The 21,216-nt window shown below is 52.0% G+C and carries 21 protein-coding genes; 12 read left to right on the top strand and 9 right to left on the bottom strand.

Translation table 11 applies throughout. The annotated features are described in order from the left end of the window. Window positions 1–116 precede the first annotated feature (116 nt). Window positions 117–1,043 carry a hypothetical protein gene (locus MKJ04_RS14870; RefSeq protein ID WP_241642438.1) on the top strand — a complete coding sequence of 309 codons (927 nt, stop codon included), beginning with the start codon at window positions 117–119 and terminating at the stop codon, window positions 1,041–1,043. Here MKJ04_RS14870 and MKJ04_RS14865 read toward each other — a convergent pair. After that, the gene (locus tag MKJ04_RS14865) at window positions 1,015–2,532 is read right to left on the bottom strand and encodes an NAD(P)H-hydrate dehydratase (protein ID WP_241642437.1); all 1,518 of its coding nucleotides are present in this window, start codon (window positions 2,530–2,532) and stop codon (window positions 1,015–1,017) included. The genes MKJ04_RS14870 and MKJ04_RS14865 overlap by 29 nt on opposite strands. Before the next feature lie 219 nt (window positions 2,533–2,751). Here MKJ04_RS14865 and MKJ04_RS14860 point away from each other — a divergent pair, with 219 nt between their 5' ends. Both MKJ04_RS14860 and gmd read left to right on the top strand, forming a co-directional pair. After that, window positions 2,752–3,693 carry a GDP-L-fucose synthase family protein gene (locus MKJ04_RS14860; RefSeq protein WP_241642436.1) on the top strand — a complete coding sequence of 314 codons (942 nt, stop codon included), beginning with the start codon at window positions 2,752–2,754 and terminating at the stop codon, window positions 3,691–3,693. Between the two features lie 111 nt (window positions 3,694–3,804). Beyond that, entirely contained in the window at window positions 3,805–4,917 is a 1,113-nt protein-coding gene (gene gmd / locus MKJ04_RS14855) for a GDP-mannose 4,6-dehydratase (protein ID WP_241642435.1), read from the top strand. Window positions 4,918–5,482: 565 nt separating this feature from the next. Here the strand turns inward: gmd and MKJ04_RS14850 are convergent. The 3 genes from MKJ04_RS14850 to MKJ04_RS14840 form a co-directional block, all read right to left on the bottom strand. After that, complete coding sequence (locus MKJ04_RS14850; protein WP_241642434.1) at window positions 5,483–7,909, bottom strand: DUF5686 and carboxypeptidase-like regulatory domain-containing protein; 2,427 nt, start codon at window positions 7,907–7,909, stop codon at window positions 5,483–5,485. Window positions 7,910–7,987: 78 nt separating this feature from the next. Beyond that, a complete protein-coding gene (locus tag MKJ04_RS14845) occupies window positions 7,988–8,851 on the bottom strand; it encodes a phosphatase PAP2 family protein (protein WP_241642433.1) in 864 nt (287 codons plus the stop codon). Window positions 8,852–9,115: 264 nt separating this feature from the next. Beyond that, window positions 9,116–10,297, bottom strand: coding sequence for an NADH-quinone oxidoreductase subunit D (locus tag MKJ04_RS14840; RefSeq protein WP_410896828.1), 1,182 nt, complete (start codon window positions 10,295–10,297; stop codon window positions 9,116–9,118). Window positions 10,298–10,631: 334 nt separating this feature from the next. Between MKJ04_RS14840 and nhaA the strand changes: the two genes are divergently transcribed. From nhaA to MKJ04_RS14795, 9 genes are all read left to right on the top strand, one after another. Beyond that, the gene (nhaA, locus tag MKJ04_RS14835; protein ID WP_241642431.1) at window positions 10,632–11,936 is read left to right on the top strand and encodes a Na+/H+ antiporter NhaA; all 1,305 of its coding nucleotides are present in this window, start codon (window positions 10,632–10,634) and stop codon (window positions 11,934–11,936) included. Between the two features lie 205 nt (window positions 11,937–12,141). Continuing rightward, window positions 12,142–12,678 (top strand): hypothetical protein, encoded by a 537-nt coding sequence (locus MKJ04_RS14830; RefSeq protein ID WP_241642430.1) that lies wholly within the window; start codon window positions 12,142–12,144, stop codon window positions 12,676–12,678. A gap of 280 nt (window positions 12,679–12,958) precedes the next feature. After that, a complete protein-coding gene (locus tag MKJ04_RS14825; protein ID WP_241642429.1) occupies window positions 12,959–13,459 on the top strand; it encodes a hypothetical protein in 501 nt (166 codons plus the stop codon). 373 nt (window positions 13,460–13,832) lie between these two features. Next, window positions 13,833–14,369 carry a hypothetical protein gene (locus MKJ04_RS14820; protein ID WP_241642428.1) on the top strand — a complete coding sequence of 179 codons (537 nt, stop codon included), beginning with the start codon at window positions 13,833–13,835 and terminating at the stop codon, window positions 14,367–14,369. A 125-nt stretch (window positions 14,370–14,494) separates the two neighbouring features. Next, entirely contained in the window at window positions 14,495–14,860 is a 366-nt protein-coding gene (locus tag MKJ04_RS14815) for a VOC family protein (protein WP_241642427.1), read from the top strand. Window positions 14,861–14,921: 61 nt separating this feature from the next. Beyond that, window positions 14,922–15,404 carry a GyrI-like domain-containing protein gene (locus MKJ04_RS14810; RefSeq protein WP_241642426.1) on the top strand — a complete coding sequence of 161 codons (483 nt, stop codon included), beginning with the start codon at window positions 14,922–14,924 and terminating at the stop codon, window positions 15,402–15,404. Window positions 15,405–15,428: 24 nt separating this feature from the next. Next, entirely contained in the window at window positions 15,429–15,872 is a 444-nt protein-coding gene (locus MKJ04_RS14805; protein WP_241642425.1) for a VOC family protein, read from the top strand. Window positions 15,873–16,062: 190 nt separating this feature from the next. Next, complete coding sequence (locus MKJ04_RS14800; protein ID WP_241642424.1) at window positions 16,063–16,251, top strand: hypothetical protein; 189 nt, start codon at window positions 16,063–16,065, stop codon at window positions 16,249–16,251. Further along, the gene (locus MKJ04_RS14795) at window positions 16,252–17,049 is read left to right on the top strand and encodes an SPFH domain-containing protein (RefSeq protein WP_241642423.1); all 798 of its coding nucleotides are present in this window, start codon (window positions 16,252–16,254) and stop codon (window positions 17,047–17,049) included. A 213-nt stretch (window positions 17,050–17,262) separates the two neighbouring features. Here the strand turns inward: MKJ04_RS14795 and MKJ04_RS14790 are convergent, their stop codons facing one another. The 5 genes from MKJ04_RS14790 to MKJ04_RS14770 all read right to left on the bottom strand — a co-directional run bounded on the left by MKJ04_RS14790 (window position 17,263) and on the right by MKJ04_RS14770 (window position 21,079). Next, the gene (locus tag MKJ04_RS14790) at window positions 17,263–17,619 is read right to left on the bottom strand and encodes an endonuclease domain-containing protein (RefSeq protein ID WP_241642422.1); all 357 of its coding nucleotides are present in this window, start codon (window positions 17,617–17,619) and stop codon (window positions 17,263–17,265) included. Window positions 17,620–17,737: 118 nt separating this feature from the next. Beyond that, window positions 17,738–18,337, bottom strand: coding sequence for an NADH-quinone oxidoreductase subunit C (locus MKJ04_RS14785; protein WP_317246720.1), 600 nt, complete (start codon window positions 18,335–18,337; stop codon window positions 17,738–17,740). 40 nt (window positions 18,338–18,377) lie between these two features. Beyond that, a complete protein-coding gene (gene nuoB / locus MKJ04_RS14780) occupies window positions 18,378–18,932 on the bottom strand; it encodes an NADH-quinone oxidoreductase subunit NuoB (RefSeq protein WP_241642421.1) in 555 nt (184 codons plus the stop codon). A 178-nt stretch (window positions 18,933–19,110) separates the two neighbouring features. Next, window positions 19,111–19,635 carry an NADH-quinone oxidoreductase subunit A gene (locus MKJ04_RS14775; RefSeq protein ID WP_241642420.1) on the bottom strand — a complete coding sequence of 175 codons (525 nt, stop codon included), beginning with the start codon at window positions 19,633–19,635 and terminating at the stop codon, window positions 19,111–19,113. A 268-nt stretch (window positions 19,636–19,903) separates the two neighbouring features. After that, window positions 19,904–21,079, bottom strand: coding sequence for a DUF4407 domain-containing protein (locus MKJ04_RS14770; protein ID WP_241642419.1), 1,176 nt, complete (start codon window positions 21,077–21,079; stop codon window positions 19,904–19,906). Between the last annotated feature and the right edge of the window lie 137 nt (window positions 21,080–21,216).

Genomic DNA, 21,216 nt, shown 5'->3' with positions numbered 1-21,216 from the left:
TTACTTTTCCTGTAAAGCCTGGCGTGGATCTTCCGTTGCCGGGCTTTTTGGTTTTTAGCGCAGATGCGCCCGGGTATTTGAATGAGGGCGGATTTGTTGCGTAATTGCAGGACAGGATGGAACAGCACACGAGCATCGGCACCGGCAACCGCATGGCGGGAGTGGCACCTCACCCACTGGGCGAGCGCGTGCTGGGCTGGCTGCTGTACAGCAGCGTGTTCATCTCGTGCTGCGCCTTTAGCCTGACCGTGGAAACATACCTGCTGGCCGGGGTGCCGGTGTCGCTGCCGATGGCGGGATTTGCTTTTCTGGCCACCCTGTTCATCTACAACCTGAGCAGCGTGCAAAGCATGCTGCGCCACCCACGGCAAACAAGGTATAAGCAAAGCGACGACTGGGGCCAAAAAAACAAGAGGCTGCTGGCGGCGCTGGGCATCGTCAGTATAGGCGCTGCCGCCGTGGTATACATCCAGTTTGGGCTCCGGATCAACGGCTGGGTAATGGCGCACCTGGCCCTCATCTCGATCGGGTATACCGTGCCCATCATGTTCAAGGCCCGGAAGGTGCGGCCCCTGCGCAGCGTGCCGCTGCTCAAGGTGTTCCTGATCGCCTATGTATGGGCGGCCGTTACGGCGCTTTTCCCGCTGATGCAGGCGGGCATGCAGGTATGGGAGCCAACGGCGCTGTGGTTCTTCCTGCGCCGTTTCCTGTTCATCCTTGCCCTCGCGCTGCTCTTCGATATCCGGGATTATACCTACGACCGCACCACCAATACTCTCACGTTTCCTGGCTGGGTAGGCGTGCGCAACACCAAGCTGCTGTCGCTGGGCTTGCTAGCAATTTATACCATGCTTTTAGTGAGTTCAGAGCAAGGTGCGGTGCTGTGGGCGCTAGTCAGTAGTGCCGCAGCCGCCGCGGTGGTCGTCTCTTTGTCCTCCGAAAACAAACCGCGGATATACTATGCCTTGCTGGCGGATGGTGCCATGCTGCTGCATGCGGGCCTGGTATACCTGGCTATGGCGCAGGTTGCTGCAAACACATAAACGCTTTGGGCAGGTGCTCAATCAGGTCGGTCGCCATCATGCTGATGGCGCCCACAGTTTGCAGAGCCAGGTCGCCGGCCAGCCCGTGCACATACACGCCGAGCAGGCAAGCCTCCTCCAGCGAATAGTGCTGGGCCACCAACGCCGTAATCATACCTGTCAGCACGTCGCCTGTGCCGCCTGTGGCCATCCCGGAGTTACCGGTGGTGTTAAAGAACACATTCCCCTCCGGCGTGCCGATGGCGGTATGGCTCCCTTTTAAAGTAACGTAGCACTGGTGCCGCTGGCAAAACGCACGGAGGCGCTCCATGCGTTCGTAGTCATTTTCTGATTTGCCGGCTATCCGCTCAAACTCCTTCGGGTGCGGCGTAAAGATCACCCTGTTTTTCGGTATCTGCCCCAGCAGCCGGTCGCTGCCAGCAATGATGTTGATAGCATCGGCATCAATAACCAAGGGGTGTGTGGCGGTGGCGAGCAACTCTCCGATTGCGGTTTTGGTGGGAGGGGCTGTTCCGATGCCCGGCCCAACGCCGATCACGTTAAACTTGTCAATTTCCTCCGGTAGCTCAGAGAGGTGCTTGCGGTTTGCGTCTGTCAGGGTCATGGCCTCCGGCACCGCCGTTTGCAGCACGGTATACCCCACCGACGGCGCCTGGATGGTCAGCAGCCCGACACCGCTTTTCAGGCAGGCCCTTGCGGCCAGCACCGCTGCCCCCATCTTGCCATACCCTCCGGCCAGCAGCAGCGCATGCCCATACAGGCCTTTGTGCGAGAATTTTTTCCGGTGCTTCAGCATGTGCTGCACATCCTGTTTGGTGGTATAGCAAAGGTGCGTTTTCACACCGGCGATGTACCGTGCGCTAAGCCCGATGGGCACCACATGCCATTCGCCCACAAACTCCTCGTGCTGCGGCAGAAAAAACGCCAGCTTGGGCAACTGAAAGCTGACGGTATACTCCGCCCGGATGATGGTGCTGTCCTCGGGTGTTTGGCTATCGGTGTAAAGGCCGGAGGGAATATCGATAGCGGTGATGCAGGCCCCGCTGTTGTTGAGTTGCTCCACCACTTCCTCATACAAGCCCGTTACGGGGCGGGTAAGGCCGGTGCCGAAGAGCGCGTCAATCACGCAGGCGCACAGTGGCAGTTCTGGTATTTCCTGCTCCGCCTGAATGTGTTGGGGCGTTATCTCCTCGGGCAGGCGGCCCAGGTTGGTTTTGAAATCTTCGGAGGCTTTGGCGGTGTCGCCCACCAGGTATACCTGCACGGTATAGTTGCGCTGCTGCAGCAACCGGGCCACAGCCAGGCCATCGCCGCCGTTGTTGCCGGGGCCGCAGAACACGAAGATTTCCTCGGAAGGCTGAAATTTGTTCTCGAACCAACCAGTAAAGGCTTTGGCGGCACGTTCCATCAGGTCTACGGAAGGTATGCCCTCTTCGCGGATGGTCTGTGCATCGGCTTCGCGGGTTTGAGCGGCGGTCAGGAGTTTCATAGGGATAGCGGTTGCAGGTTCCCTCCCTATACTAACTTTAAGGCAGGGATGTTTATCTTTGTGGAGGTAACAAGGGCCGGTAGTAGCCTAAATATATGATCATGGTTATATATAGTTTGAGTTATTAAAGAATGATTCAAAGCGGTGCAACTCTGCTGAGGGAAAGCAGTACAAGCTCTTGTTAATCTTCTCAACTGATTAACGTTCTATACATTATACATGCAAAAAGATTCGAAGATATACGTGGCGGGGCACCGGGGCATGGTGGGCTCGGCCATCGTGCGGGCGCTGGAGGCGGAAGGCTATACCAACATTATCGTGCGGCGCTCTGCGGAACTGGACCTGCGGGACCAGGCGGCGGTGAAGGTCTTCTTCTCCGAGGAGAAGCCGGGGTTTGTTTTCCTGGCGGCGGCCAAGGTGGGGGGCATCGTGGCCAACAACACCTACCGCGCCGACTTCCTCTACGACAACCTCATGATTGAGGCTAACATCATCCACGCTGCCTACGAGACGGGCGCGAAGAAGCTGCTCTTTTTGGGCTCTTCCTGCATCTATCCCAAGCTCGCCCCGCAGCCCCTGAAAGAAGAGTATCTACTGACCGGGGAGCTGGAGCCGACCAACGAGCCCTACGCCATCGCCAAGATCGCGGGCATCAAGCTCTGCGAGGCCTACCGCGACCAGTACGGCTGCGACTTCATCAGCGCCATGCCCACCAACCTCTACGGTTACAACGACAACTACCACCCGCAGAACTCGCACGTGCTGCCGGCCCTCATCCGCCGCTTCCACGAGGCAAAGGAGAGCGGGGCGGAGGCGGTCACGATCTGGGGCACGGGCAGCCCACTGCGCGAGTTCCTCTTCGCCGACGACCTGGCCCAGGCCTGCCTCTTTTTGATGGAGACCTATTCGGGCCGCGAGCTGGTGAACGTGGGCACCGGCGAGGATTTGTCCATTAAAGAACTGGCCGAGCTGGTGAAGGAGACGGTGGGCTACACAGGCGAACTTCGCCTCGACACCACAAAGCCAGACGGCACCCCCCGCAAACTCATGGACGTGACCAAGCTGCACAACCTGGGCTGGCACCATACCACCGAACTGAAAGAGGGCATCGCCCTGACCTACGCCGACTTCCTCTCCCAGGAGACCGTAGCCGAAAGATAAGCATACACAAGACAGATATATAACATAGCGTTCCAGGGAAAAAACTCGGAACTCGTAACCCGGAATTCGGAACTGACATTCGTAATTCGTAACTCATAATTCGTAACTCACATGAAAGTAGCCCTTATCACAGGCATCACGGGGCAGGACGGGGCGTACCTGGCCGAGCTCTTATTGGAAAAAGGATACATGGTGCATGGCCTCAAGCGCCGCAGCTCCATGTTCAACACCGACCGGGTGGACCACTTATACCAGGACCCGCACGAGAGCGACGTGCGCTTCAAGATGCACTACGGCGACCTGACCGACTCCACCAACATCATCCGCATCATCCAGGAGACGCAGCCCGACGAGATCTACAATCTGGCGGCCATGAGCCATGTGAAGGTGAGCTTCGACACGCCCGAGTACACGGCCAACGCCGATGGCATCGGCACGCTGCGCATACTGGAGGCCATCCGTATCTTAGGATTAACTGAAAAGACAAGGGTTTACCAGGCATCAACGTCTGAACTGTATGGTTTGGTGCAGGCGGTGCCGCAGTCAGAGACGACGCCTTTCTACCCGCGCTCGCCTTACGCGGTGGCAAAGCTCTACGCTTACTGGATCACGGTAAACTACCGCGAGGCCTACGGCATGTTCGCCACCAACGGTATCCTGTTCAACCACGAGTCGCCACTGCGGGGCGAGACGTTTGTGACGCGCAAGATCACAAGGGCCGCGGCGCGTATCGCCATGGGCTTACAAGACAAACTATACCTGGGTAACCTGGACTCCAAGCGCGACTGGGGCCATGCCAAGGACTACGTGGAGGCCATGTGGCGCATCCTGCAGCAGGACACCCCGGAGGACTTCGTGATCGCGACAGGCGTGACCACCACGGTGCGCGACTTCGTAAAGATGGCCTTCGCCGAGGTAGGCGTGGAGCTGGAGTTCAGAGGCGAAGGCGCCGAGGAGAAAGGCTTCGTGAAGGTCTGCAACAACTCGGAGTACCAGTTGGAGACCGGCAAAGAGGTGGTGAGCGTAGACGCAAACTACTTCCGCCCGACGGAGGTGGATTTGCTGATTGGCGACGCGACTAAATCAAAAGAGAAACTGGGCTGGGTACCGAAATACGACCTCAAGGCGTTGGTGCAGGACATGATGCAGGCAGATGTGGCCCTCTTCAAGCGCGACACCTACCTGGCCGAAGGCGGTCACCGTATTCTAAACTATCACGAATAGAAAAAACAAGCCTAGCGCTAGGTATAAAATCCCCCTGTTTCTTAACTGAGGCAGGGGGATTTTTTTGTCTGTGTTTGGCTGAAATGAGTTGTTGCGAGGCGGTAGTATATCCATATCAATTTATCATACCGTATAACCATTCCTTTCAATAAGTACAATTCCTCTCCCCGGAGCAGGGCCGTTTCATTCTAGTATTACCTGGCGCGAATCTCTAGATTCGTGACTAACAAGTAAGGTTGAGTCTCTGACTCGACTGGCTCGGAGAGCCAAAAATGCAGGTTGAGTGCAAGACAACTTACAACGCAAGTATAGATTTTATTAGAATGAAACGGCCCTGCTCCTCGGCGGGGTTAGGGGTGGGTTACATTTTAGCAGACTCTCCTGAAAGCAGGGCTGCTTCATACTCCTATTCCTGTCATCCTGAAAGGATCTTGGTTGAAGCATGGCCATACCCCCACAAGTAGTATGAGCTTAACCTCCCGGAGGAAAGGGCTCTCTGTTTCTGCCAAATTTCTTTACAGGATGACAGATGGGGCAGTGCCTTGTTTGATAGATCGAAACGGCCCTAAAACGCCAGCGAAAGCGTTAGCTTGATCTTGAGGTTATCCTTCACCTCATTTAATGCATAGGGGCCGTAGCGGTAAATCGCCCCGACGCCAATACCAGAGAAAGGCGTGCTGATGATATTGTTCAGCAGCAAACCCGACTCAAAAAAGCCTTGCTGCATGGTCTGGAACGTGGCATCCTGCGGAAGCACCTCCTGCAGGGATTGGTGCAGGTCGCCGAAACCGATGTTGGTGAGCAATACCACGTCGGGCTTAAAGAAGCCGGTGCGGAGCAGGCGCTTTCCGAGGTTTTGGGAGAAGAAGAGGGCGGCGTAGCGGTCAGAGAAAAACTCATACGGGGCCATCGTCTCGAAGCCATCGCCGGCATACACGTAATAATCCGGGTTGTAGCTGCCGTAGCCGTTGTAGAGGCTCACAAAAGGAGCTGTGCCCTTCACCAGCCCGCCAGCCAGTATGAAACGGCTTTCGCCAAAAGTACGGTGGCGGAACGAGGCCTCGGCCCGCACATCATACTTGTTATAGCCGTAATCCCCCTCCAGCAAGCCATCGAGGCCACGGGTATACTGCAGCCACAGCACCGGGTACTCGCTTGGCATGAGCATCAGTTGGTTAAACTGCTGCATAAACTTCTCGCCGTAGGCATACCGGAAACTCATCACGGCCTCCGTCAGGTTACACACTGGCTGGGGCATTTCAGTACTGCTAAAGGCAAAGGTCGGGCGGCGCTGCTCTTGCCGGAGCATGGCCTGTGCCTGCCCATAGCGCAGCAACCTGCCAGACAAAGCGGCGCTGTAATGGGTGGTATAATCGAGGGCGGGCAGCACGGCGGGACGCACATTGCCGAGCAGGCTGCGCTGCTGCCGGAAAGGAAGGCGGATGCCCCCGGGCTCCAGCACATCCTCAAAATACACCGCTTTTAACTGCAGTGTGGCAGGCTTGTAGAGCACTACCGAGGCATCGGCGCCATACTTTGCCTGCTCATCCTTAAAGCCATACCCCCAGTATCCTCCAAAATTCAGCCGCTCCGAAAGCCGATCATTGGTATGGGCGCCTATTCCTAAACGCAATCCCTCAAAGTCACTGAGACGGAGCAGGCGGTTCAGGTCCAGGCTGATGGGGCCGAAAGGGATTTGCTGGGCCGTCAGGTACTCCACGATGCGGATGGTCTGGTCCATTTTCTGGGCTTTGCCCACGCTGTCGAGTTGCTGGTAGGTGCGGAGTTCGAAGGCGGTGAGGGAGTCGGGGCGGAACCGCTGGAAGTAGCTGTCGGGCTGCAGGTGCGCGTCGGGTTTTTGCTGCAGGGCAATCACGCTGAAATTTGATTTCCGGAGGGCAGGGTTCAGGTTGATGTTGGTGATATAGGTGCGGAGGTGGGCGTAGGGTTGGTGGCCTTTCCACTCGATCTGCGGCACCGTGATCTCCACATCCAACTCGGTTGGGAACCACTGCCGCTGCGGGCCTACCTGCTGGTACTGCTGCTGCAACTGCACCCCGCGCTTGTCGTTGGCAGCGGATTTTGCCAGCACGTTTTGCACTGCCCAGCCGTTACTGTTGATATAGAGCAGGCCCTGCAAGCCATCGAAGTTCTTACCCTCCATGGGCTTAAACGAAATGACATAGACCGTGTCCTGGCCCAGCACATTGGTTTCCTGCAGCACAAAATCATACTTGCGGGTGCTGCCCGTGCTGATCGGGCTGAGGTAGCGCTTGCCAAAGAACAGCGGCATGTCGTCGTACACCGAAAAGTCGCGGGCCTCAGCGGCCACGATGCCAAAGCTCGGCTGCTGCAAGCCCGACACGCGCGTGGCCAGTATGGTTTCTTTCGTGAGGTTGGGTTGCAGAAAGGCGTAATCCGTGACGCTCTCCAATAAGAACAAGTGCTGCTTGCTTAATAACTGGCGCATCCGCAGGTAGGAAGAGTCCTGCGGTTCCAGCCGCAGCGTATCGCGCATGTCCTGCTCGTTGGGGTCGGTGGCCGTCAGGATGAACTTGTTGTAGGTGCGGTAGGTATAGGCTTGCAGGTTCTCGAGGCGGTGCTGCTCGCGGTTTTGGTTAGCCAGCCGGATGATGCGGTGCGCCGGGTTCTCGCCGCTTCCGAACACGACCACCTCCTGTAGCTGTGCCGACGAAGGCCGCAGAAAGATGTTGATAACGTTTGCAGAATCAGGGGAAATCTCTTGAGTCGTGTAGCCCACGTAGCTAAACCGGAGGGTATGGATCGGGCGGTTGTGGCGCAGTGTATATCCGCCGTCCAGGTTTGTGGTCGTGCCCGTTTCGCCGTTATTGGCCGTGATGCTGACAAACGGAAGCGCCTCTCGGGTCTGGGCATCGCGCACCACGCCCTGTACCTCCCGCACCTGGGCAGCGGCAGCCATCCCGCAGAAACAGATCAGGAGCAGCGATAGGAAGAGGCGTTGTAGAGGCATGGGGTAAATATAAAAAGAAAAAGGCGCTTCCTGCTGAAACAGAGGAAGCGCCTTTTTCTTTAGGCCAGGGCTAGTGCATTAAAATTGCATGGAAAGCCGCATGCCCATGTTGCCGGTTGGCAGCACCGTGGGGGCAAAAGAGGTGTTCAAGCCTGCGTTTTTCAGGGCCCGGCTGTTTAGTAGTTTGGCGTGTACCCAGTATACCGTGTTTACCGATAGGATACCGACGCCCGCACCCGCCAGCACATCCGACATCCAATGTTCGTTGTTGAGCACACGCATCACACCGGTGGCTGTGGCGATGGAGTAACTGCCGATGCTCACCCACGGGCTTTTGTGCCGGAATTCCTTATCCACAAGGGTGGCGATGGTGAAGGCGTAAGCGGTATGGCCCGACGGAAAAGCAGTCGGGTCGCCGTTGGGCCTGTCGATGTCGGTCAGGGTTTTGGTGGGCCATACCACGGCAGAGGTGAGGGCGATGGAGGCAAACAACAGTCCTGTCTGGCGGCCAATGTCGTGGCGGTTCTGCGAGGAGAGAGCATCGAAACCGTACAAATACGCAATCGGCACGAAGAACAGGTAATCGTCTAGTTTGGTGCTGAAGTTGGGCGTGCCATTGTTGCGGGCGTCGCGTGCATCAAAGCTGCTGAAAATACCGTTGCCCTGTATGGTATAGAGCCCCACCCCAATCAGCGCGGCAGCCGGAATCACGGCTCTCTTGAAGTAGCGTTTGTTGTCGGCCTCCAGCCGCTGCGCATCCGTGAAAGGATTTTTCTGGCCTGCTACAATCGAGTCGGCAGGTATGGCATTGGTGGTGTCGGAGGCAAGGATATCCAGCGAATCAGAAGAAACGAGCTGGAGCTGCTGTGGCTGTGCAATGGCCGGGCTAAACAGCGCAGTTAGCCAAAGCAGGTGTACCGTCAGGAATTTATTCAATCTCATATAAAGGCAGTAGGGGTTAAAACTATTTGTACTGTTAACGCTACGGTAACAATCTGTAAAAAGTCTAACACATACTACCGCCAAGAGATGCACCTGGCAATATTCCTTTTATGTTGCTACTTCTTCTATCTATGATTTTATACTGTTATGAAGTGATTTTTGTGCATTACAGTTTCTCAACAAGTTACCTTATTCCCTTTCTCGAAGGGGCAGGTTGTTTTCTCAGGGCGCGCTGTAGCGCTAATAAATATGAACAACTTGAGTTTACCGGTCCAGCTCGCCCAGCACGATATCCACGGAGCCGACGATGGCGATGAGGTCGGCGACCATGCAGCCTTTGGCGATCTCGTGCAGCACCGACAGGTTGGAGAAGCACGGAGAGCGGCCCTTACAGCGGAAAGGCACGTCGCTGCGGTCGGTGGTGCGGAAGAAGAAGCCCAGTTCGCCGCGTGGTGTCTCGGCCCGGAAGTAGAGTTCTTTGCTGCCCGTCATGCGGAGTTTCTTCGGGCAGGCAGCCTGTGGGTCGAAGTCGGGGGTGCGTTTGTGGTCGCCCTGCAGTTGGTCGAGGCACTGCTGTATGATCTTCACCGACTCGCGGCACTCCAGTGCCCGCACATAGTTGCGGTCCCAGCAATCGCCCACGGTGCCTACCATGCCGGTGCCGGTGGGTACGTCAAACTCCAGTTCGGGGTATACGCTGTAGCCATCCACGCGGCGCAGGTCATACTTCAGGCCGGAGCCGCGCAGCATGGGGCCGGAGCAGCCGTAGTTAATGGCCACATCCAGGGGCAAAACACCCACATTGGCGGTGCGGTCGATAAAGATCTTGTTCTCCAGCAGCACCGTGTCTATCTCGTCGAGCTTCGGTTTCAGATAGTCGATAAACTCCTGGCAGCGCTGCTCAAACCCGATGGGCAGGTCATAGTATAAACCGCCCACCCATATATAATTGTAGAGCATGCGGGCACCCGAGGTCCACTCGAGCAAACGCTGAATGTGCTCGCGGTCGCGCAGCATCCACAGGAAAGGCGTGAAAGCCCCGATGTCGATGCCATACGTGCCGATGGCCACGAAGTGCGAGGCAATGCGGTTCAGCTCCGCCACCAGCACCCGGATATACTCCACCCGCTTTGGAATCTGGTTGGTGATGCCCATCATCTTCTCCACGCCCATACACCAGACGTGCTCTGAGTTCATGGCGGCCAGGTAGTCCATGCGGTCCACGTAGGGGATGGTCTGGTTGTAGGCCATGTGTTCGGCGTGCTTCTCGAAACAGCGGTGCAGGTAGCCCACGTGCGGGGCCACATCCGTGATGATCTCCCCGTCCGTCACCACTTCGAGGCGCAACACGCCGTGCGTGCTCGGGTGCTGCGGGCCCATGTTCACGATCATCTCGCCCGCCTGCAGGTTGTCCAGGTTGAATTTGTTTGGCTCCGACTGCAGCAGGTAATCTTTATATATAGTTGACTGGCTCAAGTATTTAGATTTCGGTTAAGAAATACGACTGCTAGCAAAGTTCGCGAAAATGGCTGAGAGTTTCTAAGGTGAGCAGGGGCAAACGGCAGGATGTAGCGCGTACTGTAGGAAAGTTTGATTAGGATGCGTTAAATGCCTTAAGATATATGGTATATTCGGTAGCCCAGTTACGGTTATCTGCCGATTTCGACAAAAACTGTATGTTTATTCCGTTTAGCTACAAGTTAGTGGCAATGCTAACCAACAGATTAAATCAGAATGGAATAAAATTTTATATTAAAAAAACTTCATATAATGTTCAATTATGAGATCAGACCCTATTGACAAAATTTTGTTAATTCCAATTGCCCGATTTATCAATAATTCAACAACAGGCGGGATTTTATTATTTGCCTCCGCTGTAACAGCCCTGATTCTTGCTAACTCCCCTTTTCAAGATGATTATCATCATTTTTGGGAGTATACTTTTTCGATAGGATTTGATGAGTTTGTCATGTCTAAATCTTTACATCATTGGATTAATGATGGACTTATGTCTGTTTTCTTTTTTGTGATAGGGTTAGAGCTTAAAAGGGAAATAATGGTGGGTGAACTTTCCAAACCTAAAAATGCTGTTTTACCCATTTTTGCAGGATTAGGCGGTATGGTTATTCCGGCATTATTATTTTTAACTTTAAATTTATCAGGAGGGGCTTTTACCGGATGGGGAATACCAATGGCAACCGACATTGCTTTTGCACTGGGAATACTCTACCTATTAGGTGATAGAGTTCCTGTATCGCTTAAAGTGTTTTTGACAGTACTAGCTATTGCTGATGACCTGGGAGCAGTATTGGTAATTGCCCTTTTTTATACTTCAGATATCTCTATGATGAGCCTGCTATTTGGAGGTGGATTTCTAGTTATTCTTATAGTTGCCAATGTGTTAGGTGTGCGCAATACGGTTTTTTATGGAATAGTTGGAATTGGTGGCCTGTGGATGGCTTTTTTACTTTCGGGAGTTCATGCAACAGTTGCGGGAGTTATTGCAGCCCTTACCATTCCGGCAAACGTAAAGATTCAAGACAAAAAATTTGTCGTAAAGATGAATGCACTAACCAATGATTTTGAAAAGAGTACACCGAATAATGTTACCCTTCTCACCTACGAACAACTACATATTGTGGATAGAATAAGGTTTTATTCAAAAGCTGCATTAACTCCGCTTCAACGACTCGAGCACTCAATGACTCCATTAGTCGCTTTTGTAGTTATGCCTATTTTTGCTCTTGCCAACGCGGGTATAACTTTTTCTGGGAGTTTTGCCGAAAACTTGATTAGCAATGTTAGTCTAGGAGTAATATTAGGTTTGGTATTAGGCAAGTTTATTGGAATTGTTGGAGTTTCAAAAATTATAATCAAGCTAAAACTAGCAGAGCTTCCTGAGGGGCTTAATTGGCGACATATCTATGGAGTAGCATTGCTCGCAGGTGTTGGGTTTACGATGTCCCTATTTATTACAGACCTTGCTTTCGTTAGCTTAGAGCATATTATTCAAGCAAAAATTGGAATTTTTGTAGCTTCAACTATTTGTGGTATTAGTGGGTTTTTGGTATTACGGAAATCCTAAACATAATAGATTTAGTTGGATTATACATGGTAGTCGGTAGATAAAAAGAGAGTTTTGTGCTCTCAACAAACATCCTGCTCGGCTGACAGGAAAGTGCCGAGAAAACCCTGTGATTTTTTATACAGAGCCGTCAGACTGTCTAATAACATCTTTCTTCCTGCATCCTTTATCAGGCTCAGTGATAATACACTTATCCACTTGAGCTATGAAATTGAAACAAGCCTATAGCCGGGACGAGCCTCCGAATGGCGGGGCCAGCCTGGAGGAGCTGATTTGCCTGGACAACGAGGTGCGCTTCATCAACGCCTTCATCGATTCGCTCCCGCTCGGGGAACTGGGCTTCCGCACTGATTTCCCTGACAATGGTCGACCGGCTTACCATCCCACTGTTTTATTGAAGCTGCTGGGTCAACTGGCACCCGACCACAACACCATTGCCAAGTTCCGCAAGAACAACTCACAGGCCATCACCCGCCTCTTCCGGGACACGGTTAGGACAGCGCAGCATTTTAACCTTGTCGGAGGACAGTTGCTGGCCGGAGACTCCACCAAGCTCCGGGCCCATAACTCGAAGAAGAACAACTACAACCGAGCCAAGATCGCCCGCCACCTAGCTTACATCGAGGACAGGCTCGCAGATTGCCAGCTGGCCTATGTTCACGATCATCTCGCCCGCCTGCAGGTTGTCCAGGTTGAACTTGTTTGGCTCCGACTGCAGCAGGTAATTTTTATATATAGTTGACTGGCTCAAGTATTTAGATTTCGGTTAGGAAATACGACTGCTAGCAAAGTTCGCGAAAATGGCTGAGAGTTTCTAAGGTGAAAAGGGGCAAACAGCAGGATGTATGCGTGCTGTAGGAAAGTTTTAGCAAGATGCGTTATATGCCTTAAGATATATAGTATATTAGGTAGTCCAGTTACGGCTATATGCCGATTTCGACAAAAAAACGTATGTTTATTCCGTTAAGCAAAAGGTGGCAGTAACTAAAATCAATATTAAATTCAATACATAGAAAATTAGAATGAAAAAGGTATTACCCCTTTTAGCAGTTGCTTTCTCAGGCTTCCTTGTTTATTTGTTTGATAAAATTTGGGGTGCATCAATAAAATGGGATAAAGTTAAATCTGTAAAAGTTGGGGAATTTTTAACTAAAGAAATTGAAGTTTATCAAATCCTACTTTTCTTAGGTCTTGCATCTTTGATATACCTGATTGCTTGGAGGGGCTTTCACAAGGGCAACCAGTTCTACACCAAAAAGCAAAGAAAGCTAAGAGAGTTTAATAAAACAGAAATCACTGAAGCTAGCATCTTACTTAGATGGGGCGTCTTCTTCGATATTGATACACCTTTTATTTCTGATTTAACACCTTATTGTACTAAGCATGAAGGAGCTCCTATTCGTTTTATTCATAACAGATGCCCTATGCAAGGTTGTGAAAACAGTAAGATTCAGTTCAATAAATACGGAATGAAAAACTTGATTGAATCTGACTTAATTGATAAGTGGGAAAAAATAAAATAGCTTCTGCCAACAACTAAGGCTTCGTTGGGTACGGAATGCCCATAATGAAGCCGTGGTTATCCTTACCGATTAGCCGATACTATATATAATGGAATGGGTATATAATGGGTTTTCCGTTTTCCTGAAATGCTCTATAAATAACAGAAAATCAATTTGTTGTGTTAGAAAATCTGCCTAAAAATTTTTTTCGATATATTGATAATCAGTTAGTTGAATTAATCTAGATGTGCTAATGTATACCAATGAGGTGTACGGTGTGTGTATGTAAACTACTGAAGGTTTAGTGCAACATTGTATAAACATTATGCGTTGGCCGACGGCCTAGCACACTGTTTATACGAGTCCATTGTGAGCCATTAAAACAAAAGGAAAATTGAAAGAACCAATTATAACCAAAAGTTTGACCAATAAAATAACAAGAATGATCCTTAGGACTATGCCTATTATTCCTGGACCAGAATTATATGACTTATTTATTGAATTAAAAGATGGCAAGAAAACAATTAATTCCAAAATTGAACAAGCTTATAAAGCCCTAAAGGAAACATCGAATTTAGTTGCAGACTTAGAGTCTGATTTGATAGAAAGAACCGAGAAAGTTAAGGAGCTTAAAGAAACTTATGAGGAATATTCAAAACTTGCAGAAATAGAAGAAGACAAGATTCAGCCACTTATAAGTCAATTAGAAAAAACCGTAGGTAAAAGTAGAAATGTAGAAAGAGTTGTATCGTTTTTTATTAATCTGATAGCTGGATTACTACTTTTTATTATTGGAATATGGGCTGGTCCAACTGTAAAGGATTGGATATGGCCAAAAGAAAAAATTGAACAAATGGAAAATATTCAAGGACTTAAAGAAAATGTTAAACCTAAAATTGAAAACAGTCAACCTTCACCAACTGACAAATAAGAAAAAGTAACGGTTTACAATAAGATATATAGCTCCCGCTAGTGCGAGCTTGCGGCTCGTACTTCTTCGGTAAGCATGGCACGGCCAGCGGAGGAAACTACTATACAGCATTATAAGAAGGGAAAATGGAACATCGCGCGAAATCAATTCGACCATTTATTGGAGCCAAAGACTTTGAACTATCCAGGAGTTTTTACCGGGACTTAGGTTTCCAGGAAATTATTTTGGGGCATAACATGTCTTATTTCAAGACGGAAGGAATAGGGTTTTATTTGCAGGATGCTTACGTCAGGGATTGGATAGACAATTCAATGATTTTTTTAGAAGTCGAGGATGTTGGCCGTTATTGGGAGGAGCTTTTGGCTTTAAACCTGACGGTTACATACAAAGAGGTGAAGCTAACGCCGATTCGGGTATATGACTGGGGGAGAGAGTGCTTTATGCATGACCCGTCTGGAGTGCTCTGGCACTTTGGGGAATTTTATATATAATGCAGCCTCCGTTGGCGCAATTTCGCGCCAGCGAAAACAAACAACTTCTAACCTCCACCAAATGCAAGAACCCCAAATCCTTACCATAGAAGAAAAGAAGCTGATCGGTATGCGGGTCATCACGTCGCTGGCAGACGATTCGGCACGTGCGCTGTGGCGGCAGTTCATGCCCAGGCGGAGCGAGATTAAAAATAAGATCGGCACGGAATTATACTCGGTGCAGGATTTTGGCAATGGTATAGACCTGAGCCAGTTCACGCCGCTGACGCAGTTTGATAAATGGGCGGCGGTAGAAGTTTCTGACCTGGGCGCTATTCCGGAGGGTATGGAGGCGTTTACGCTGCCGGGCGGGCTTTACGCCGTGTTCAGGCACAAGGGGCCAGCAGCCGCCTTTCCGGAAACGGCGGAATATATTTTTGACCAATGGCTGCCACAATCCGGGTATAGCTTGGATGGGCGTCCGCATTTCGAGATATTAGGGGAAAACTACCCTGGGCCAGACGATCCGAACGCAGAAGAGGATGTATGGATACCACTGAAATAATCTCTATACCTAAACCAACGATTTATGGCAACCATCAACACGTACCTTACTTTTAAGGGCAATTGCGAAGAAGCCTTTACCTTCTACAAGTCTGTGTTAGGCGGCGAGTTTCCGTACATCTCGCGCTTTAAAGATATGCCACCAGCGGAAGGTCAGCCCGCCATGACCGGCGAAGCAGGCGAAAAGGTCATGCATATCTCCCTGCCGATCAGCAAAGAAACCGTGCTGATGGGCAGCGACACCGGCGGCGAGTGGGCAGCCAACTACAAGCAAGGCAACAACTTCAGCCTCTCCCTCAACACCGAGAGCAAGGAAGAGGCCGACCGGATCTTCAACGGCCTCTCAGCCGGCGGACAGGTAACCATGCCGATGGACAAAACCTTCTGGGGGTCTTACTTCGGGATGTTCACCGATAAATTCGGGATTAACTGGATGGTGAGCTTCGACGAGAAACAGCCGCAGAGCTAATACCTCCTTACACCGGAAAATGGTGTTCAAAGCATTTGGCAGGCCCGGGCATGAGTCCGGGCTTTTTTGTGCGGAGGCATGAAAGCAGTGCGTTTCAGAAAAGGGAAGTAAGGAAAAGTAGAGGCGGAAATGGTAGCTATTGTATATAATTTATAATATATTTGGATAAATAGCCAGTCCTCCATACCCTATGAAAATCCCATACATCCTCCTGCTTGCCCTGCTGCTTCTGGTAGATATCCTGAGCTTTACCGAGATTGTCTCGCTGGTGCGGCAGCCTTCTGATATGGCCGTGGCCACCGGCTTGCTCTTGCTGGGCGTTGTGGCCGTAGCCAATTACTTCGTGATCCGATACGCATATTCTAAACTAAACGCCTAAATGAACAAACAGATCCTGACAGGGAGTTTCTCCTTCATCCTCATCCTGATAGTTATCATTACCATGTCGCAATCCTGCACCCGGATTGATGCGGGCCACGAAGGCGTGCTGGTAAAACTCTACGGCAGCGACAAAGGCGTGCAGGACGTGAGCCTGGTGACAGGTCGCGTATGGTATAACCCCTTAACCGAGGAGGTGTTCCAGTTCCCGACCTTCGTGCAAACCATCGACTACAACGAGTTTACCGTGAATGCCAAAGACGGCTCCGTTTTCTCCGTAGACCCCACCATCTCGTTCAGGGTGATACCCGGCGAGAGCCCGCGTATTTTTGGAAAGTACCGCAAAGACATCGATCAGATCACGCAGACAACCCTCTACAATTATACCCGCGACGCGTTCCGGATTCAGTTTAACCAGTACAGCACCGACAGCATCATCTCGAACCGCCAGAGCTTCGAGGACAAAGTGCAGATAGCCCTGGATAAAGCCCTCCGCAAAGAAGGCTTCGAACTGGAGCAAATGACCAGCGGCTTGCAGTACCCCGACGTGATTGTGCAGGCCGTAAACCTGAAGAACAAAGCCGTGCAGCAGGCCATGCAGGTAGAGAATGAGCTAAAAGTGGCCGAGGCACAGGCCCGCAAAAAAATAGTGGAAGCCGAGGCCGAAGCCAAAGCCAACGACCTCCGCCAGCGCACCCTCACGCCCATGCTCATTCAGCAGCAGTTCATCGAGAAATGGGATGGCAAAACGCCGCTATACGGCAATTCGCCGGTGTTCTTTAAGAACGTGGATCAGTAAGACCCCTCCCCAGCCCTCCCCTTTGTCGAGGGCCCCTACCCCCAAAACAGGGGAGGGAGAAAATACGCATTAGGCTGCTGGTTCTTACGGCAGCCTTTTTTGTTTTAACTGCTTTTTATGGGCCGGGTCCAACCACCCCCTGCCCCCTCCTTGTCCAAGGAGGGGAGTCTGCTTTTGCTACTTTGGCGGTAAGTGGGGTATAGCTACTGAGGTTTAATTTGTGAAATTGTTGCTAATTTCCTGGAGGACTGCATCTAGGTGTTGGAAAACCTCTTTGTTTTCGAAACGGAGGACTTTTATACCTAATTGGCTCAGGATCTCATCTCTTTCCATATCCATTTGTTCTGCTGCTATGTGCTGATGCACCTCCCCATCGAGTTCGATGGCTATCTTCTCCGAGGGGCAATAAAAATCCAGAATGAAGTTGCCGATACTATGCTGCCGTCTGAACTTGCGCCCTACCAGTTGGCTTCCTTGCAGATGTTTCCATAGCTCCGCTTCAGCGGGAGTAAGATTAAGCCTTAGTTCACGCCGATTCTCTTTCAAGTACTTTCTATTGTGCAGCATCATTTTCAGCCTGTTGCACTAAAAGCCAGCTAAAAGCAAGAAAGTTTCAAGCAGTAATAAAAACTCCCCTCCTTAGAAAAGGAGGGGCAGGGGGTGGTTGGACCCGGCTTAAGAATACACTTTACTCCGGCTTCTCGCGCATATCCGGGAACTGCTCGTTTTCCTTTTTGATGATGAGATGCGGCTCGCCTTTGAAGCCGTTTAGCTCGTTGTGCAGGTCGAAAGGCACTTTGATGCCGTGGTAATAGTCCTGCAGCTCGTAGTCTTTGCGGAGCGGGTGGCCCTCCCAGTCGGCGGCGCAGAGGATGCGGCGCATGTCGGAGTGGTCTGTAAAGTAGATGCCGACCATGTCAAACGCCTCGCGCTCGTGCCAGTCGGCGGTGCGCCAGATGTGGCTGACGGTGGGCACGTGCGGGATGGACTGTTCCGGTGTGTTGTTGCGCGGCACCTGCACTTTCAGCATCAGGTGATGGTCGTAGGGGATGGAGTAAAGGTTGTATGCCACCTCCATGGTGCCCGCTTCGGGGCCGTTGTCGATGCCGGTAAGGCAGGAGAGGAAGTCGAAGTAGGTGAGTTCGTGGTCGTGCAGCGTGAGGCATACCTCCGCGAGGCGCTCTGTTTGCACCACCAGATACGATTGCAGCGCATCTTCTTTTGCCTCTACCAGCACCTCTGCCCCAAACTGGCTAACAACGAAATCTTTTAACTCCTCGAATGACACCGCTTTCTAATTTTGAATGAGTGAATTTTGAATAACTGACTTAGGAAACCTGCTGCTCAGCATTAGCCACGGACTGACCTTGCGCGGCGGTGCGTTTGGCCATCAGTTGTTGCACGGCTCTGGGGGCACGTATGGTTTCTTGCCGGATGATTTCCTGCAGTTGCATAAAGCCGCCGATCAGGGCCTCTGGCCTTGGCGGGCAACCCGGCACGTATACATCCACCGGTATGATGCGGTCCACACCCTTCACCACGTGGTAGCCGTGCTCCCAGTAAGGGCCGCCGCAGTTAGAGCAGCTTCCCATCGAGATCACGTAGCGCGGCTCGGGCATCTGCTCGTAGAGGCGGCGCACGCGATCGGCCATTTTAAAGGTAACGGTACCAGCCACAATCATCACATCCGACTGCCTGGGAGAGGCGCGAGGTATGATGCCAAACCTGTCCAGGTCGTAGCCAGCGGCATAGGCCCCCATCATCTCGATGGCGCAACAGGCCAGGCCGAAGCCCATCGGGAACAGCGAGGTGAGTCGAGCCCAGTTCAGCAGGTCGTCCAGCTTGGTGATAACAATGCCGCCTTCTCCAGTCTTTGCGTCCATGTATGAATCAATTACGAATTACGAATTCCAAATTACGAATGAACAGGTTCATCGTCATTACTTCCTGTCATTTCGAGCCTTAGCGATAAATCTGAAGCCTGTAAATGTGTTGTTTCAGATTTCTCACGGCTACGCTGGCTCTCTTCGGCTCTCGCCTCAAAAGTGTTCGAGATGACAGCTATGAGCCTGCTATTTCTGAGGCACTGCCTGCAGTTGTTTTCCCCGGTCCGTATTGCCGTTCGTTTACGCGCTGGTATACATCCAACGGGATTTTAGAGCGGCTTTTGGGGAGTATGGGGTGCGGCTTGATCCAGTCGAGGTGGCCTTTGGCCCAGGCGTAGGCCAGGCCCAGCACCAGAATGCCGATGAACAGGAGCATCTCGACCAGGGCAAACCAACCCCATGCGCCATCGGTGGCCTCGATCAGGTCTCTGCGCCCGAACACGGTTGCCCACGGAAACAGAAACGCCAACTCCACATCAAAAATAATGAAGATAAGCGCCACTACGTAAAATCGCGGGTTAAACTGTATCCAGGCGTTGCCAATCGGCTCTTCGCCACTCTCGTAGGTGGTCAGTTTCTCCGCGTTGGGCCTGTCAGGGCGTATGAGTTTGCTGGTCAGCAGGCCGATCATCACGAAGATGGCACCGCCAATCAGGAAAAGCAGGATTGTTCCGAAGTCAGATATATAGGTTTCTGCCATAGCTGCAGCTGTTTACGCGAATTTACAACAAAAACCCGGGATTGTCTGCCTGAGTACGTTTCTCGTAGGGACAGGTCGCGACCTGTCCGCGCATCAGCTGTGGCAAAAAGCTGATACGGATGTTTAAGATAAGCCGTTCGTTTATTGAGTCTGGTCCTGGTAGTTTAGCTCGGGAACGATTGGACAGGTCGCGACCTGTCCATACAAATGAAAACCGCTTGCAGCATCACAGCCACAAGCGGTTTTATATATAATTACTGATGTTTGACTACCATTTGTAATACCCGTTCTCCTCGCCGTCGTTCAGGAGATCGGCGGCAGTGTCGGGGCTCCGGTGGATGTCTTTGAGCTTGCGTTCCTTCCAAACGGCGGCCGACTCGCGCACGACCTCCAGGTGGGCATCGGACTTGATGCGCTCTTCCTCGCGCTTGGCGTCTACCTCGTAGTCGGTGCGGGACGCGAACTTGGCGTTGGCTACCGTGGTGCGGGTGTCGTACTGCTGCTGGCGCTCGGCCACGCGCTGCATCTCCTGGGTGGTGCGCTCGTGCTCAATCCCTTTCAGGATATCGTCGTAAGGGCCTTTGCTGGAGATCAGCTTGGTGAAGATCGGGGCGGTTTCGAGGCAGATGAACAGCAGTGTGATGAAGAACACCGGAAGCCATGGTAACTCGTCCAGGGCGTTGATGCGGGCCATCAGGCCGTCGTACCTGGAGAAGCTTTCCTGCCCCTCGGCCACGGTCTTGTCGTAGTTTTGCATGAGCTCGTTGATGCGCTGCTCCCGCTGCAGAATGCGCTCATTGGCGTTGGCCTGCAACAGCTTCAGCTCATCATCCACTTTGTCGTACTGGCGCTTCTTCTCCTCAAAAATTGGCCCTTTGCCTATCTTGCCCGTTCCGCCTGTACCGTCGGCCTCGGCGGCAAGGGCATCATACAGCTTATTGCGCTCCTGTGCCTTGGCCTCTACTTCCAGGCGTATGCCGGCAATATCCGCCTTGATCGAATCGACCTCTACAAACTGTTTGCCCACCAGTTGCTTGTGCGCGATGGCCAGTTCCGCTTGTTTCTCCTTCAGCACGGCCTGTATCTCCTTGTCGAAAATTTTCAGCTCCAGGGGTTTTGAGATCACCACGGCCAGCACCAGCGCCAGGAAAATACGCGGCATTACCTGCAGCAGCTCTTTCCAGAACCTGCCCTCCTTGCGCAGCGTGGACACGATGAAACGGTCGAGGTTGAAGATGACGGCACCCCACAGCAGGCCAAAGCCAATGGCCATCAGAGCCGAGTCGAAGACGGTATAAAGCGCGTACCCGCCAGAGATGCTGGCCAGCAAACCCGTGAAAAGGACGGTCGCGCCAATTCCGGCGTATTTGATGTGCTCTGATTTGGAGCATTTTTCGAGGATGGTGTCATCGGCGCCGGCGCACCACCAAAAGAATTTCTTCATGTATAAACGGTCTGCTGAAAAAGAGAAAAAGGCTTGCGGAGAAGCTGTGATCTAAATAACGTATAAAAGCTTACGATTCATACGTGATTATTGGTTTAATTCCTTAAAAGTCAATCCCCTATCTTTTGTTGCCAACA

The sequence above is a fragment of the Pontibacter sp. E15-1 genome (assembly GCF_022601975.1).
Taxonomy (GTDB): domain Bacteria; phylum Bacteroidota; class Bacteroidia; order Cytophagales; family Hymenobacteraceae; genus Pontibacter.
This window is presented reverse-complemented; position numbering and strand designations above follow the sequence as displayed.